15 protein-coding genes are annotated in these 15737 nt (G+C 64.8%); 7 read left to right on the top strand and 8 right to left on the bottom strand.

Features of this window, described 5'->3' with window-relative positions; translation table 11 throughout:
• Positions 1 to 36 precede the first annotated feature (36 nt).
• From kynU to G7044_RS08925, 8 genes are read right to left on the bottom strand one after another with little or no spacing between them, the layout of a single operon-like run.
• The gene (gene kynU, locus G7044_RS08960; protein WP_166328089.1) at positions 37 to 1227 is read right to left on the bottom strand and encodes a kynureninase; all 1191 of its coding nucleotides are present in this window, start codon (positions 1225 to 1227) and stop codon (positions 37 to 39) included.
• Positions 1224 to 2057, bottom strand: coding sequence for a tryptophan 2,3-dioxygenase (locus tag G7044_RS08955; protein WP_166328087.1), 834 nt, complete (start codon positions 2055 to 2057; stop codon positions 1224 to 1226). Before G7044_RS08955 ends, kynU begins: the two co-directional genes overlap by 4 nt.
• A 42-nt stretch (positions 2058 to 2099) precedes the next feature.
• Positions 2100 to 2780, bottom strand: a complete 681-nt coding sequence (locus tag G7044_RS08950) for an ABC transporter ATP-binding protein (protein WP_166328085.1) — start codon at positions 2778 to 2780, stop codon at positions 2100 to 2102.
• Between the two features lies 1 nt (position 2781).
• Entirely contained in the window at positions 2782 to 3531 is a 750-nt protein-coding gene (locus G7044_RS08945; RefSeq protein WP_166328083.1) for an ABC transporter ATP-binding protein, read from the bottom strand.
• Positions 3524 to 4507, bottom strand: a complete 984-nt coding sequence (locus G7044_RS08940) for a branched-chain amino acid ABC transporter permease (protein WP_166328081.1) — start codon at positions 4505 to 4507, stop codon at positions 3524 to 3526. The genes G7044_RS08945 and G7044_RS08940 overlap by 8 nt, the downstream gene beginning before the upstream one ends.
• A complete protein-coding gene (locus G7044_RS08935) occupies positions 4504 to 5424 on the bottom strand; it encodes a branched-chain amino acid ABC transporter permease (protein ID WP_166328079.1) in 921 nt (306 codons plus the stop codon). Before G7044_RS08935 ends, G7044_RS08940 begins: the two co-directional genes overlap by 4 nt.
• Positions 5425 to 5477: 53 nt before the next feature.
• Entirely contained in the window at positions 5478 to 6608 is a 1131-nt protein-coding gene (locus G7044_RS08930; RefSeq protein ID WP_166328077.1) for an ABC transporter substrate-binding protein, read from the bottom strand.
• A 45-nt stretch (positions 6609 to 6653) separates the two neighbouring features.
• Positions 6654 to 8276 carry an AMP-binding protein gene (locus tag G7044_RS08925; RefSeq protein ID WP_166328075.1) on the bottom strand — a complete coding sequence of 541 codons (1623 nt, stop codon included), beginning with the start codon at positions 8274 to 8276 and terminating at the stop codon, positions 6654 to 6656.
• Positions 8277 to 8463: 187 nt separating this feature from the next.
• Here G7044_RS08925 and G7044_RS08920 point away from each other — a divergent pair, with 187 nt between their 5' ends.
• The 7 genes from G7044_RS08920 (at position 8464) to G7044_RS08890 (ending at position 15714) form a co-directional block, all read left to right on the top strand.
• Positions 8464 to 9282, top strand: coding sequence for an alpha/beta hydrolase (locus G7044_RS08920; protein ID WP_166328073.1), 819 nt, complete (start codon positions 8464 to 8466; stop codon positions 9280 to 9282).
• Positions 9283 to 9409: 127 nt separating this feature from the next.
• Entirely contained in the window at positions 9410 to 9868 is a 459-nt protein-coding gene (locus G7044_RS08915) for a (2Fe-2S)-binding protein (RefSeq protein WP_166328071.1), read from the top strand.
• Between the two features lie 3 nt (positions 9869 to 9871).
• The gene (locus G7044_RS08910; protein WP_166328069.1) at positions 9872 to 12016 is read left to right on the top strand and encodes a xanthine dehydrogenase family protein molybdopterin-binding subunit; all 2145 of its coding nucleotides are present in this window, start codon (positions 9872 to 9874) and stop codon (positions 12014 to 12016) included.
• Entirely contained in the window at positions 12013 to 12609 is a 597-nt protein-coding gene (locus tag G7044_RS08905) for an Isoquinoline 1-oxidoreductase subunit (RefSeq protein WP_407947395.1), read from the top strand. Before G7044_RS08910 ends, G7044_RS08905 begins: the two co-directional genes overlap by 4 nt.
• A 4-nt stretch (positions 12610 to 12613) precedes the next feature.
• Complete coding sequence (locus tag G7044_RS08900) at positions 12614 to 13513, top strand: XdhC family protein (RefSeq protein ID WP_166328067.1); 900 nt, start codon at positions 12614 to 12616, stop codon at positions 13511 to 13513.
• A 152-nt stretch (positions 13514 to 13665) separates the two neighbouring features.
• Positions 13666 to 14622, top strand: a complete 957-nt coding sequence (gene speB, locus G7044_RS08895) for an agmatinase (protein WP_166328065.1) — start codon at positions 13666 to 13668, stop codon at positions 14620 to 14622.
• 27 nt (positions 14623 to 14649) lie between these two features.
• Positions 14650 to 15714 carry an ABC transporter substrate-binding protein gene (locus G7044_RS08890; RefSeq protein WP_166328064.1) on the top strand — a complete coding sequence of 355 codons (1065 nt, stop codon included), beginning with the start codon at positions 14650 to 14652 and terminating at the stop codon, positions 15712 to 15714.
• The last annotated feature ends 23 nt before the right edge of the window (positions 15715 to 15737 follow it).

Here is a 15737-nt window from a genome sequence, read left to right as displayed (position 1 = left end):
CTTGCGCCGGCTTGGACAGCACAGCGCAAGGGGCGTTCAGGTCACCCGGCCCCGCTTTTGATAGGCGGGGTCATCCCACAGCTTGCCCTCCATGACCTCGGCCATGATGGCAGTGGCGCGGCGGATGTCGTGCTCGTCCAGATACAGCGGAGTGAAGCCAAAGCGCATGATATCGGGGGCGCGGAAATCGCCGATGACGCCGCGCGCGATCAGCGCCTGCATCGCTGCATAGCCATGTTCGAAAGCGAAGGAAACCTGACTGCCGCGCGCCTGCGGATCGCGCGGGCTGGCGAGGGTCAGGCCCGGGCATTTCGCCTCAACCTCGGCGATGAACAGTTCCGACAGCGCGATCTGGGTGGCGCGCAGATCGGCCATGTCGACGCCTTCCCAAGCCCGCAGTGCGACCTCCAGCGCCGACATTTGCAGGACCGGCGGCGTGCCGACGCGCATCCTCTCGATCCCGGTGGCGGGGCGATAGCCCAGTTCGAAGGCAAAGGGCGCGTCATGGCCCATCCAGCCCGATAGGGCAGGCTGCGCCTGATCCGCCAGGTCGGGGCGGATATAGATGAAAGCCGGCGCGCCGGGGCCGCCATTGAGGTATTTATAGGTGCAGCCGACGGCAAACTCGCAGCCCGATCCATCCAGATCCACTGGCACCGCGCCGGCGCTATGGGCCAGATCCCAGATCGTCACTGCGCCGGCTGCCTGGGCGCGGGCGGTGATCCGGGTCATGTCGTGCATGCGACCGCTGCGGTAATCGACCTGAGTGATCATCACGGCGGCGATGTCTTCGGTGATGGCGTCCTCGACCGCCTCGGGGGCGACGACGCGCAATTCATGGCCGTGATCCAACTGACGGATCAGTCCTTCGGCCATGTAAAGATCGGTGGGGAAGTTGCCGCTGTCGGACAGGATCACCCGCCGGTCGGGGCGCATCGCCAGCGCCGCCGACAGCGCCTGATAGACCTTGATCGACAGGGTATCGCCCATGATCACGGACCCTTCGGGCGCGCCGATCAGCGGCGCGATCAGGTTGCCGACACGCAGGGGCTGTTCCATCCAGCCGTCCACATTCCAGCCGGTAATCAGGTGCTGGCCCCATTGGGTGCCGACCACCTGCGCCAGATGCGGGGCGACGGCGCGGGGCAGCGGTCCCAGTGAATTGCCGTCAAGATAGATCACGCCCTCGGGCAGATCGAACAGATGCTTGCGGGGAAGGGTCGTCATAGCTGACCTCGCACTTGCCAGAGTTCGGGGAAAAGCTCGACCTCCAGCATGCGGCGCAGATAGGCGACGCCGCTGGTGCCGCCGGTGCCACGCTTCATGCCGATGATGCGTTCCACGGTGGTGACATGGTTAAAACGCCAGCGGCGGAAGTAATCTTCCAGATCCACCAGCTTTTCGGCCAGTTCGTAAAGCTCCCAATAGTCGTGCGGGTGCTGATAGACGCGCTTCCATGCCGCCAGCACCCCGGCGTCGGCGGTATGGGGCTGGTCAAGCGGTTGGTCCGACAGATCGAAGGAAAGCCCGGTCTGTTCGGCAAGCGCATCCAGTGCGACCCGGTACAGCGAGGGCGCGGCGATCTCAGCTTCCAGCATCTGGTGCAGTTCGGGCCGGTGTTCATGGACCTTCATCATCGCCCGGTTGCGATTGCCCAGAATGAACTCGATCAGCCGATATTGATGTGACTGAAACCCGGACGAGGCACCTAGATCGTCGCGCAACGCCGTATATTCGCTGGGCGTCATGGTGCGCAGCACGTCCCAAGCGTTATTCAGCTGTTCGAAGATCCGGGCCACGCGGGTCAGCATCTTGAAAGCGGGGCGGAAATGGCCCTGCTGCAATTCGCGCCGGGCGGCGGATAGTTCGAACAACGCCAGCCGCATCCACAGTTCCGAGGTCTGGTGCTGGATGATGAACAGCATCTCGTCATGGGCCGAGGACAGCCGGTGCTGCGCGCCGAGGATCTGGTCGAGCGCGAGATAGTCGATATAGCTCATGTCCTTTTCGAAGGACATTTTCGCGCCCTCGCGGGCGGGATCGTAGGCGTCACTCATGGCAGGAACCCTGTGAATGGGTGGGCGTCGCGCGCAGTCTCATCATACACCAATCAGTTTCTCGGAAATATCAGGGGTCAGCTCGGCCATCGGGCCCGACCAGACGGTGCTGCCCCGTTGCAGGATCACGGCGCGGTCGGAAATGCCGGACAACTCCTTCAGCGATTTGTCGATCAGCAAGATCGCCATGCCGGTTTCTGATTTCAGCCGGGCGATGGCGGCCCAGATTTCCTGCCGGATGATGGGGGCCAGCCCCTCGGTCGCCTCGTCCAGGATCAGCAGGCGCGGATTGGTCATCAGCGCCCGGCCGATGGCCAGCATCTGCTGTTCGCCCCCCGACAAAGAGGCCGCGTTCTGGCCCTGCCGTTCGCCCAGCCGGGGGAACAGCGCGGTGACACGGTCCATGTCCCAGGGGCCGGGGCGGGCGGCGACGATCAGGTTTTCGCGCACGCTGAGGTCGCGGAAGCAGCGCCGGCCTTCGGGGACCAGACCGATCCCCAGCCTGGCGGCGGCGTCGCTGGTCAGCCGGTGCAGGTCCTGACCGTCAAAGCGCAAGTCTCCGGCCGAGGCAATCATCCGGCAGATCGCCTTGACGGTGGTGGTCTTGCCCATGCCGTTGCGGCCCATCAGCGCCAGCACCTCGCCTTCGCCGATGCGCAGATCGACACCGAACAGCGCCCGGCTGACCCCGTAGGAGGCGGTCAGGTTCGCGACGTCTAGCATGTCATGCCTCCTCGCCCAGATAGGCCTCGCGCACCTCGGCGCTGGCGCGAATCTCGTCGACGGTGCCGGTGGCGATGACGCGGCCATAAACCAGCACGCTGATCCGGTCCGCCAGCGCAAAGACCGCGTCCATGTCATGTTCGACCAGCAGGATCGGGGCCTGCGCGCGCAACTCGTCGAGGAAACGGGTCAGCAGGGCAGAGCCTTCCGCCCCCAGCCCGGCCATGGGTTCGTCCATGATGAATGCCTTGGGATCCAGCGTCAGCGCCACAGCGACCTCCAGCTGGCGGCGTTGGCCGTGGCTGAGGTTGGCAGTTCGCTTGTGCATGTGATCGGCAAGGCCGACTCGGTGCAGGCTGTCTTCGGCGCGCGCGCGCAGGTCGGGATCGCGCAGCGCCGGGCGCCAGAAGCGCCAGGGCCGGCCGGAATGGCCAAGCGCGCCCAGCATGGCATTCTGCAGGACCGAATCCTCCATCGCCAGCGCCGAGATCTGGAAGGTCCGGCCAAGGCCCAAGCGGGCACGGGCGGCGATGCCCTCGGCCGTCACATCGCGGCCCAGCAGGTGAACGGTGCCGCTGTCGGGGCGCAGGCCGCCGCAGATCTGGTGAATCAGCGTCGATTTCCCGGCGCCGTTGGGGCCAATGATGGCGTGGATCTCGCCCGGGCGCAGGTCGATCGAGATGCCGTCGCTGGCCTTTAGCGCGCCGAAGCTTTTGGTCAGGTCACGGGTGGCAAGGACAGGTTCAGTCATGGCCAACCCTTCTGGGCGAGATCAGCCCGACCACGCCGCCGCGCGCGAACAGCACGATCAGCAGCAGGATGACGCCCAGCCAGATGTGCCAGAACTCGGTCAGCCCGCCCAGCAGATGTTCCAGCGCCACGAAGATCGCCGCGCCCACGACCGGCCCGATCAGCCGCCCGACGCCACCAAGGATGACCAGCACCATCAGCTCTCCCGAAAGTTGCCAGCTGAACATGGTGGGGCTGACGAAACGGTTGAGATCGGCATAAAGCGCCCCCGCCAGCCCGGTGATCGCGCCGGAAATCACGAAGGCCAGCAGCTTCAGCCGCGTCGGCGACAGCCCGACGGTTTCCACCCGCACCGGCACCTGACGCGCCGCGTTCAGCGCCAACCCAAATGGCGACCGCGCCAGCCGGTCGCTGAGCAGCAGCACAAGGCACAGGATCGCCAGACAGATGCCGAAGAACTGGATCGGGTCCAGCGTGTTCAGCCCCGGAAAGCCGTTGCGGACATAGATCGACAGCCCGTCCTCGCCGCCATACACGCTCCACGAGATGGCGAAGTAATAGAACATCTGCCCGAAAGCCAATGTAATCATGATGAAATAGACCCCGCTGGTGCGCAGCGACAGAAGCCCGATCACCACCGCGACAGCCGCAGAGACGGCGATGGCCGCCAGCCAGATCACCGGCATCGACTTGGTGCCTGCAATGCTCAGCGGGCCGAGTTCCAGGGGTGCGAAATTCTGTGCGTGGAAGGCGAGGATCCCCATCGCATAACCGCCGAGGCCGAAAAACACCGCATGGCCAAGACTGACCAGCCCACCAATGCCAAGCGCGATGTTCAGCCCGGCGGCTGCCAGCCCCAGAATGACCACCTTGGTCAGCAGGGTGATCGTGAAAGGCTGATCGCCCGCCAGTGCCCACAGCGCCAATGCCAGCAGCCCGGCCAGCACGGCGAGGTTCAGATAGCGTTCCCGGATCATGCGCGCGCCCCGAACAGGCCCGTCGGGCGCCAGATCAGCACCAGGCTCATCAGGATATAGATCGACATGGATGCCAGCGAGGCGCCCGCCGATTGTGCGGTCGCGGGGTCGGTGAACAGCTTGAACAGTTCAGGCAGGAAGACCCCGCCTAGCGTGCTGGTCAGCCCGACCAGCAGCGCGCCCACGAATGCGCCCTTTATGGACCCGATGCCGCCGATGACGATGACCACGAAAGCGAGGATCAGCACCGGCTCTCCCATGCCGACCTGCACCGACTGTATGGTGCCCACCAAAGCGCCGGCCAGTCCCGCCAGCGCCGCGCCAAGGGCGAAGACCAGCGTGTAAAGCTTTGAAATATTGATGCCCAATGCGGCGATCATCTCTCGGTCGTTTTCGCCGGCGCGGATCTGGATGCCAAGCCGGGTGCGTTCGATCAGCCACCACAGGCCCAGCCAGACCAGCAGGCCGACGGCGATCAGCGTCAGCCGGTACAACGGATACTGGATGCCGCCGGGCAGGGTGACGGGGCCGGCCAGCCAGCTGGGGATGTTCAGGTACAGCGGCAGCGAGCCAAAGATCCAGCGCGTGCCTTCGGAAAAGATCAGGATCAGCGCGAAGGTCGCCAGCACCTGATCCAGATGGTCGGTGGCGTAAAGGCGGCGGATCACCGTCATTTCGACAATGGCCCCGATCAGGGCGGCGGCGGCCATCGCTGCCGCCAGCGCCAGAAGGAAGGATCCGGTGGCGCCCGCCACCGCGGCGGCGGCAAAGGCCCCGATCATGTAAAGCGAGCCGTGGGCGAGGTTGATCAGCCCCATAACCCCAAAGATCAGGGTCAGGCCCGCCGCCATCAGGAACAGCATGATGCCGAATTGCAGCCCGTTCAGGATCTGCTCGATGATGAGAATTGTGGACATGTTCGCATGCCGCCATCGCGGGCCGGTTACTGCCGGCCCGCGAAGCGTTCAGATCACATCTTGCACTCGGCCGCGTAGGCGTCGGCGTGGTCTTCGATCGCGGTGCCGATGATCTTGTTGGTCAGCACGTCGCCTTCCTTGACCACCTCTCGCGCATAGATGGTCTGGACCGGGTGGTTGTTCGGTCCGAACTTGAACTCGCCCCGCGTGCTGTCGAATTCCGCCGCTTTCAGCGCTGCCCGGAAGGCGTCAGCATCCGAGGGCTGGGCCTTGTCCAGTGCAGAGATCAGCAGGTTCGCGGTGTCAAAACCCTGGCTGGCGTAAAGCGAGGGCAGGCGGTCATATTCGGCCTGGAAGCTTTCGACGAAGGCCGCGTTGGTCGGGTTGTCGATATCCTTTGACCATTGCGAGGTGTTGACCGCGCCAAGTGCCGCATCGCCGACCGCGCCCAGAATGTCCTGATCGAAGGAAAAGCCCGGCCCGATCACCGGCTTGCCGACGCCGCTGTCGGCATATTGCTTCAGGAACGATATCCCCATCCCACCCGGCAGGAACAGGAATACGCTGTCGGCATCGCTGGCGCGGATCTGGGCGATCTCGGCGGCGTAATCGGTCTGGCCCAGCTCGGTATAAATCTCGCCCGCCAGCTCACCCTGATAGGTGCGCTTGTATCCGGTCAGCGCGTCCTTGCCGGCCGGATAGTTCGGGGCGAGGATGAAGCTGTTCTTGTAGCCGGTCTGGTTGGCCCATGCGCCCGCGCCTTCGTGCAGGTTGTCGTTCTGCCAGGCGACGTTGAAGTAATTCTGGTTGCAGCCCGGGCCCGCAAGTTGCGACGGCCCGGCATTGGGCGACAGGTAGAAGACGCCCTGCGCCACCGCGCCCGGCACGACCGCCATGGCGAGGTTCGACCAGATGATGCCGGTCATCACCTCGACCTTCTCGGACTGGATCATCTTGTCGGCGAGTTGCACGGCGATATCGGGCTTTTGCTGGTCATCCTCGATCAGCACCTCGATATCGTCACGGCCCGACTGTTTCAGCGCCAGCATGAAGCCGTCGCGTACGTCGATCCCCAGACCCGCGCCGCCACCCGACAGCGTGGTGATCATGCCGACCTTGACCTCGGCCGAGGCAAGCCCCGCCGAAAGCGCCAGAATCGCGGCAGCCGATAGCAGTTTCTTCATTGGTGTTTCCTCCCGTTTTTATTGTCTTGTGGCCACGATGACGTGTCAGCTGTCTTGCCGCAACCGGAAGCGTTGGATCTTGCCGGTCGAGGTCTTTGGCAGTTCGCTCACGAAGACCACCCGACGCGGGTATTTATAGGGTGCGATGGTCGCCTTGACGTGGTCCTGCAACAGTTTGACCAGCAATTCGCCGGCTTCTGCGCCTGGGGTCAGGACGATATGGGCCTCGACGATCTGGCCGCGGGCCTCGTCGGCGGCGCCGATCACCGCGCATTCCGACACCGCGTCATGGGACAGCAGGGCGGCTTCGACCTCGGGGCCGGCGATGTTGTAGCCCGAGGACAGGATGATGTCGTCGCTGCGGGCGGCAAAGTGGAAAAAGCCGTCTTCGTCCTGGATGAAGCTGTCGCCGGTGACGTTCCAGCCGTTCTGGACATATTCGCCCTGCCTCTCGCCGCGCAGATAGCGGCAGCCGGTCGGGCCGCGCACCGCCAACCGGCCGATCTGGCCACGCGGGGCCTCGGTGCCGTCATCCGCCAGCACGCGGGCCTCGTATCCGGTGACGGGCTTGCCGGTGCAGCCTGGGCGGTGGTCGTCGAAGCGGTTCGAGATGAAGATATGCAGCATCTCGGTCGCCCCGATTCCGTCCAGCATCGGCTTGCCGGTCTTTTCCTTCCAGGCGTCATAGATGGGGCCGGGCAGGGTTTCCCCGGCAGAAACGGCGGCCCGAAGGCTGGACAGGTCCGCGCCCTCTTCCATCGCCTGCAGCATGGCGCGGTAGGCGGTAGGGGCGGTGAAGCAGACGGTGGCGCGGTATTTCTCGATGATCTCGATCATGTTGGGCGGCGAGGCGGTTTCCAGCAGCGTTGCCGCCGCCCCGAAGCGCAGGGGAAAGATCGCCAGCCCGCCCAGCCCGAAGGTAAAGGCCAAAGGCGGCGAGCCGATAAAGATGTCATCGGGGGTGACGGCCAGCACCTCGCGCGCATAGGCGTCGGCGATGATCAGCAGGTCGCGGTGGAAATGCATCGTGGCCTTGGGTTCCCCGGTCGAACCAGAGGTGAATGCTAGCAGCGCCACATCGTCCTGCGCAGTGTTGGCGGCGTCGAAATGCACCGGCTTTTCCAAAGCCAGCCGGTCCAGTTCCGCGTCGTGGTTCGACGTGCCGTCAAAGCCCACGACTTTTTTCAGGAAGCTGCTGGTCTTGGCGCAGGCGATCATCTCGTCCATCAGGCGGGTGTCGCACAGCGCGAATTCGACCTCGGCCTTGTCGACATATTTGGTCAACTCGCCCGTGCGCAGCATCGGCATGGTGTTGATGACCACCGCGCCAACCTTGGTCGCGGCCAGCCAGCAGGCAACCATGGCGGGGTTGTTGGCGGAACGGATCAATACGCGGTTTCCAGGCTTTACGCCAAGATCCTCGACAAGCGCGTGGGCCAGGCGGTTGGTCCAGTCGGCCAGTTCCTTATAGGTGCGCCGGCGACCGTTTCCGATCAGCGCGGTATGATCGCCCAGGCCCTTGGCGACCATGGCGTCGGTCAGTTCCACGCCCGCGTTCAGCCGGTCAGGATAGGTGAAGCCGTCCAGCAACAGGTCAGGCCAGCTGTCCGGGGCCGGCAGGTTGTCGCGGGTGAATGTGTCCGTATGCCCGCTGGCGCGAAGCGTCATCTTGTTCCCTCCCAGGAATGAACCGCCGGCACACGCGCTCCCCCGCGCGGGCTTGCCTTTTGCCCCTGACCGGCGATCTTTGGTCAGGAACCATATTTGCTCAACCGCATGAAAATTTCAATTTTGAAATTTCATACTTGAAGCTTATTTTCAGCAGCCGGATGTGCCGGTAGTGACAGGGGGAAAAATGGCAGACGCGGCGGGAATTGACTGGGAAGATGCGTTCCTGAACTCCGTCTATATTCCCGATGGCGCCAGCTATCCGGGCCGCTGGCAGGCCCGCGCGGCAGAGTTTCGCGCCAACGCCAAGGCGCAGTTGGATATCCCCTATGGCCCCCATGAGCGGGAGCGATTCGATCTGTTCATGCCCGAAGGTCGCCCGAAAGGGCTGGCCGTCATCATCCATGGCGGTTTCTGGCTGGCCTTCGACAAATCGGTCTGGTCCGATCTGGCGACCGGTGCGCTGGCGCAGGGTTGGGCGGTGGCATTCCCCGGTTATACCCTTGCACCAGAAGCGCGGATCGGCGCCATCGCGCGGCAGGTCGGGCGTGCCATCGTGGCGGCGGCGGGACTGGTCGCTGGCCCGATCCGGCTTTGTGGACACTCTGCAGGTGGGCAGGTGGCGACGCGGCTGGTCTGTGGCGATACACCCTTGCCGGGCGAAGTCGCCAGCCGGATCGCGCATGTGGTCACGCTCAGCGGGTTGCACGACCTGCGGCCGTTGCAATTCCATTCCATGAACAAAGGGTTGCGGCTGGATGCCGAGGAAGCCGCCGCCGAAAGCCCGGCGCTGCTGGACCCGCTGCCCGGCGTCCCTGTCACCGCATGGGTCGGCGCTGCCGAGCGGCCGGAGTTCCTGCGCCAGTCGGCGCTGCTGGCCGAGGCCTGGGGCCGCAAGGGCCAGCAGATCCAGCTGATCGCGGAAGCCGGGCGAAACCATTTTGACGTGTTGGACGGGCTGAAGGACCCCGACCACCCGCTGATGCGGGCCTTTCTGGGCGGCTGATTTCCGCTGAGAGTGGCCGGTCAACCCAAAAGTCGCAATACAGATGCGGCAAATGCGCGCGGCTGCCCTTGACGGTGGCTGTCACTGGCCCATCATGGATGCTCACCCAGCTTTTTGAGGCCAGGTCATGACAAAATTTATCGTTAATGGGCGTGAGGTCGATCTCGACATTGACCCAGACACGCCACTTCTCTGGGCATTGCGCGACGAATTGCGCCTTACCGGCACTAAGTTTGGCTGCGGCATCGCCCAATGCGGTGCCTGCACGGTGATGCTGGACGGGATGCCGCGCCGGTCCTGCGTCACCCCGATCTCGATGGTCGAGGGCAGCGAGGTCACCACCATCGAGGGCATGGAAGGCCCCGAAATCGCCGCCGTGCAATCCGCGTGGGAGGCGATCGACGTGCCCCAATGCGGCTGGTGCCAGTCGGGCCAGATCATGTCGGCCACGGCGCTGTTGCAGCAGGTCGCCAGCCCCTCGGACGAGGATATCAACAACGCCATGGCCGGGAATGTCTGCCGTTGCGCCACATATGTGCGCATCCGGCAGGCCATCCACGACGCCGCGAAAACGCTGGAGGGCTAGGCCATGACTGCATTCCAAACCTCTCGGCGGGGCTTTCTGGCGGCGGGCGCGGGGCTGATGCTCAGCCTGACGCTGCCGCTGGGCCGGGCGCGCGCGCAAACCGCTGCGACCGGGCCGTTTGTGCCCAACGCCTTTATCCGCATCGGCACCGACGACACCGTAACGGTGATGATCAAGCATCTGGAAATGGGGCAGGGGCCCTATACCGGCCTCGCCACACTGGTGGCCGAGGAACTGGACGCCGATTGGGCGCAAATGCGGGCCGAGGGCGCGCCCGCCGATAACGGGCTGTACGCCAATCTGTTCTTTGGCATGCAGGGGACCGGCGGCTCGACTGCGATCGCCAACAGCTTCATGCAGATGCGCAAAGCCGGCGCCGCGGCGCGGGCCATGCTGGTCGCGGCTGCGGCACAGGAATGGGGCGTTCCGGCTGCTGAAATCACGGTCTCCGCCGGGCAGATCTCGCATGCCGGATCGGGCAAGTCCTCGGGTTTCGGCGCGCTCAGCGAAGCTGCGGCAAGCCAGCCCCTGCCCGAGGATCCTCCGGTCAAGGATGCCAAGGATTTCGTTCTGATCGGCACCGACCGGCCCAAGCTGGATACGGTGGCCAAATCGAACGGCACCGCCATCTTCACCATGGATGTTTACCGCGACGGCATGTTGACCGTGGTGGTCGCCCATCCCCCGCGTTTTGGCGCCACCGTCACCAGCGTTGACGATGCGGAAGCGCTTGCCGTGCCGGGGGTCGAGATGGTGCGCCAGATCCCCTCGGGCGTGGCGGTCTATGCCCGCAACACTTATGCGGCGCTGAAGGGGCGGGACGCACTTGTCGTTGAATGGGATGACAGCGCCGCCGAACGGCGCAGCAGCGACGAACTGTTCGCCGAATACGTCACCGCCGCGGAAGAAGGCGGCGTGACAGTCGAAGAAGACGGCGATCTGGCTGCGTTCGACGGTGCCGCGCAGGTGCTGGAGGCCGAATACCGCTTTCCCTTCCTCGCCCATGCACCGATGGAGCCGCTGGATGCGGTGATCGAACTGGCCGACGGCAAGGCCGAGATGTGGTTCGGCAGCCAGTTCCCGGGCTTTGACCGCAGCACGGCCGCGGCAGTGCTGGGCGTGCCGGAAGAAGACCTGACGATCAATGTGCTGCTTGCCGGGGGTTCCTTTGGGCGGCGGGCGCAGGGCTCTGCCCACATTGCCGCCGAGGCCGCCGAAATCGCCAAGGCCGCCGGTCGCGATGGCACGTTCAAGCTGGTCTGGACGCGCGAGGATGATCTGAAGGGCGGCTATTACCGGCCCATGACACTGCACCGGCTGCGCGCCGGGCTGGACGCTGAAGGCAATATCCTCGGGTGGGAAAATGTCGTCGTCAACCAGTCCATCCTGATGGGCACCCCGATGGAGGGGATGCTGCAAGGCGGTCCTGACGCGACTTCGTTTGAAGGCTCCAGCGGGTTGCCTTACGTGCTGGGTGCCAAGCGGATTGGCTGGGCAAGGATGGAAAGCCCGGTGCCGGTGCTGTGGTGGCGCTCGGTCGGGCACACCCATACTGCCTATGCGGTCGAAACGTTCCTTGATGAGGTTCTGCAGGCCGCTGGCAAGGATCCGCTGCAAGGCCGGCTGGACCTGCTGCCGCCCGAGGCCACGCGCGAACGTGGAGTACTGGAAAAGGTGAAAGAGATTTCAGGCTGGACCGGTCCGCAGCGTGACGGCAGGGGCTATGGCGTGGCCTATGTCAAAAGCTTCGGCACCTATGTCGCCGAGGTGGTCGAGGTCGAGGACCGGGGCGGCGTGCCCCATGTCAGCCGCGTCTGGTGCGCGGTCGATTGCGGCATCGCGGTCAATCCCAACGTGATCCGCGCGCAGATGGAGGGCGGCATCGGCTATGCGCTGGGAACCGCGCTGCATGACCGCATCACCCTGGGGGCAGGCGGCGAGGTCGAGCAGTCGAACTTCCACGACTACCCGATGCTGCGCATAGGTGAGATGCCGGCGGTTGAGGTCGCCATCATCGCCAGCAGCGCCGACCCGAGTGGAGTGGGAGAGCCGGGCGTGCCGCCGCTGGCGCCCGCCTTGGGCAACGCCTGGCGCGCCCTGACCGGCAACAAGCAGTATCAACTGCCCTTCAGTGGAGCGATTGCATGACCAAACTGACACTCGCCCTTGCGACGGGGCTGATCGCGGCTGCCCCGGTCTTTGCGCAGGACAGCCTTTCCGGGCCTGATGCTTTTGCGGACATTTCTGACGAAGCGGAACGTTCTGCGGCGATGTTTACGGAGATGGGCAAGGTGCTGACGCATCCGCGTTGCGTGAACTGCCATCCCGTCGGCGACACTCCGACCCAGGGCGACGACATGCAGGCGCATTCGCCGCCTCTGGTTCGGGGCGATGCCGATTTCGGCGCGCCCGGCATGACCTGCAACACCTGCCACGGCCCGCAGAACGTTGCGCTGACCTCTGGTCAGGGCAGCATCCCTGGGCATGAGCCGTGGATGATCGCGCCGGTCTCGATGGGGTGGAATGGCAAGTCGCTGAACGAGATCTGCACCCAGATAAAGGATCCCGCACGCAATGGTGACCGCGATCTGGAAGCCATTTACGAACATATGGCGACAGACGGTCTGGTCGGCTGGGCCTGGGATCCCGGCGAGGGTCGCACCCCGGCACCCGGTACGCAGGACGTTCTGGGTCAGTTGACCCGCGCCTGGATCGACACCGGTGCCGTCTGCCCGAGCTGACGCGATGACCCGACCGGCCCCTCACCTGACCCGGCCCGGCGGCGCCACCCGCCTGGTCAGCATCTGCGAAACCGAGTTGCCGCTGGCGCCTGTGTTGGCTGGGGATCGGGTCGCGCTAGCGCTGATCACCGGGGTCGAGGGGCCGTCCTATCGCCCCGTCGGTGCCGCGATGGCGATCAGCGCAGAGGGAGAGCACTGGGGCAGCCTGTCCTCTGGCTGCATCGAACGTGACGTGGTGATCCACGCCCGCGCGGCCTTGCAGGACGGGGCCGCGCGGACGCTGCGTTACGGTGCGGGTTCGCCCTTCCGTGATCTGGTGCTGCCCTGTGGCGGTGGGCTGGACATCGCGATCCTGCCCGCGCCTGATCGCGCCAAACTGGCCGAGGCGCGGGCCGCCCTTCAGGCGCGACGCCCGGCGCTGCTGGAACTGGGGCCGCTGGTTCTGGACATCCAGCCGCAGCTGCGGGTTCTGGCCTTTGGCAAAGGCCCCGAATTGCGCCTGTTTTCCGCGCTCGCCGCCGCTGCCGGCTATCCTGTCGAAAGCTTCTCGCCCGATGCAGAGACGCTGGCGGGGCTTGAGGGCGCACAGATCCTGTCCGGCAAGGAATGGCCGGCCGGGCTGAAGGCGGATGCGCGTACGGCAGTGACGTTGTTTTTCCACGACCACGATTGGGAGCCGGCGTTGCTGCAAGCAGCGCTGGAATCGCCCGCGCTTTACGTGGGCGCGCAGGGCAGCTTGCGCGCCCATCGCGCCCGTTGCGCCGAACTCGCGGCGCGGGGGGTGCCGGCCGAGGCCGCGGTCCGGCTGGCCGCGCCTTTCGGGTTGATCCCCTCTGTCCGCGATCCGCGCACGCTGGCGGCCTCGGTCCTCGCGCAGGTGCTGGAGGCGGCGCGGCTGGCCTGACAGCCGCCTGAACCGGGGCAGAGCGGCCCACGCTGGTCGCTTCCTGCGGCAACCCTCCGCTGACAGTCGCCATTTTTGCATCATGTCTTTCATGGCGATGAAAACTGTCTGATAAACAGGGCAGTAACCGGCCGCCGCCAGCAGGAGAAGACATGAACAATCCGCGTTTCAACCAGCCCCTCGGCGGCAATACCATGCCCCGCACGGGCGGCCCGGCGACGATGATGCGCCTGCCTGCCGCTGAAACGGCCAAGGGGCTAGACGCCTGTTTCATCGGCATCCCGATGGATATCGGCACCTCGAACCGGCCCGGCACAAGGCTGGGGCCGCGCCAGATCCGTGACGAAAGCCGGATGATCCGGCCCTATAACATGGCCACCGGCGCGGCACCTTTCGACCACCTTCAGGTCGCCGATATCGGCGATGTGCCGATCAACCTGTTTGATCTGAAGAAATCGGTCGAGATCATCGCCGACCATTATCGCCGCGTTCTGGCCGATGGCGCGATCCCGCTGACGCTGGGGGGCGATCACACGCTGACCTGGCCGATCCTGCGCGCCATGGCCGAAAAGCACGGCCCCGTCGCGCTGATACATGTTGATGCCCATTCGGACACCAATGACGAGATGTTCGGCGAAAAGGCGGCCCATGGCTGCCCCTTCCGCCGCGCCTGGGAAGAGGGGTTGTTACAGAATGACAAGGTCTTCCAGATCGGTCTGCGCGGCACTGGTTACAGCGCCGAGGATTTCGACTGGGGCCGCGACAAGGGCTGGACCTGCATTCAGGCCGAGGAGTGCTGGCACAAGTCTCTGGCGCCCCTGATGACCCAGATCCGCAGCAAGATCGGGGACACGCCGGTTTATCTGTCCTATGATATCGACAGTCTCGATCCGGCCTTCGCGCCGGGCACCGGGACGGTCGAAGTCGGTGGCCTGACCACCATGCAGGGGCTGGAAATCATCCGCGGTACTGCCGGGCTGAAGCTGGTCGGCTGCGATCTGGTCGAGGTCTCGCCCCCATACGATCCGGCCGGCAACACCGCTGTGATTGCCGCGAATTTCCTGTATGAGATGCTCTGCGCGCTTCCGGGCGTGCCGCAGGGCCGATAACAAGACCCCCAACAGAGAGATGAAAAAATGCAAAGACGTCAGCTTCTGAAAGCCTCTGCCGCCGGTTTCGCGGTGCTGTCTGCTCCCTCTATCCTGCGCGCGCAGGGCACGGCGCTGAAGGTCGGCACCTATGGCGGCTATTTCCAGGAAAGCTTCGACAAGCATATCTATCCCGATTTCACAGCCGCGACCGGGATCGCCGTCGAAAGCATCGCCGAACCCACGGGCGAGGCGTGGCTGGTTCAGCTGCAACAGGCCGCGCGTGCCCGTCAGGCCCCGGCCGATGTGTCGATGATGGCGCAGCTGACCCGGATCAAGGGCGAACGCGCCGAGTTGTGGGCCAAGCTGGACGAGGCCGCGATGCCCAACGTCGAGAACCTGCCCGACCATTTCCTGCACCGCTATCCCGATGGGGCGCTGTATGGCACCGGCGCGGTGAGCTGGTACATCACGCTCGTAACCAATACCGAAACCTATCCCGAGGCACCGGCCTCGTGGCAGGCCCTGTGGGATCCGGCCAACGCTGACAAGCTGGGGCTGATGTCGCTGGCGACGAACTCCTTCCTGCTGGAAATCACCGCCACCACCTTCTTCGACGGCACCGATATCCTGAAGACCGAGGAAGGCATCCTGCAGGTCATGGACAAACTGGCCGAAGTGAAGCCGAATGTCCGCCTGTGGTATCGCGACGAGGGCCAGTTCCAGCAGTCACTGGAAACCGGCGAGATCCCGATGGGCCAGTATTACCACGACGTAACCGGGCTGGCGGCCGGGCAGGGCAAGCCTGTGCGTTCGACCTTCCCCGAGGAAGGCGCGGTTCTGGACAGTGGGTCCTGGGTGGTGTCGAAGGCCTCGCAGGCGGTCGAACAGTCGCAGATCTTCATCGACTACATGGCTCAGCCGGCCATTCAGGCCAAGCTGTCGCGCATGGTCGGCACCGCGCCAACAGTCCCGCGTGAGCTGACCGACCTGACGGATGAGGAATTCATGGCGGTGTCTTCGGACAAGGCACCGATCCTGCCGCTGTATGAAAACTATGTCGATCGCAGCGACTGGGTCAGCCAGATGTGGTCGGAAAAGATCACCGGCTAAGCCCATTTCAGCGCGCCGCGGCC

The organism is Paracoccus xiamenensis (assembly GCF_011308835.1).
Classification (GTDB): Bacteria; Pseudomonadota; Alphaproteobacteria; order Rhodobacterales; family Rhodobacteraceae; genus Paracoccus; species Paracoccus xiamenensis.
The sequence above is the reverse complement of the archived record's forward strand: the minus strand, read 5'-3'. Positions and strand labels throughout refer to the sequence as shown.